This window comes from Halorubrum californiense DSM 19288 (genome assembly GCF_000336875.1).
Taxonomy (GTDB): domain Archaea; phylum Halobacteriota; class Halobacteria; order Halobacteriales; family Haloferacaceae; genus Halorubrum; species Halorubrum californiense.
Genome location: NZ_AOJK01000049.1, coordinates 1 through 352 on the forward strand (window position 1 = coordinate 1; position 352 = coordinate 352).

Annotated in this window: 1 pseudogene; it reads right to left on the minus strand. The window is 59.1% G+C overall.

The features are described from left to right. Window positions 1-352, minus strand: a pseudogene (locus C463_RS09835) (IS5/IS1182 family transposase); the annotation flags it as partial.

Genomic DNA, 352 nt, shown 5'->3' on the forward strand with positions numbered 1-352 from the left:
GACGCTGTATCGACGAGTTTCGTAACTTTGAGCTTCTGAACGCGGTAGCTGATTCGCTGGCAGTAGTGGCGGCTGGCTGGTGAGCGGTCGTAGAATGTGGCGTCGATCGCGGCGTGTTCAGAGAGATCGTGCAGCTGCGCCGACTGGCGCAGCAGCACTCGACAGACGCTCATGCTGAACCGGTCGAACGCCTTACACAACGTGGACGGCGCGGGGAGATCGGCCGCGCTGAGGCCGATCTCCCCGGTTATTTGTGGCATCTCTTTGAGCAAGTCGATCGTCATACGGTACGACGTATCGAGGTAAATCCGGAGACAATGGAGGGAAACGAGTGCGTAGTCGGCGAATCCGC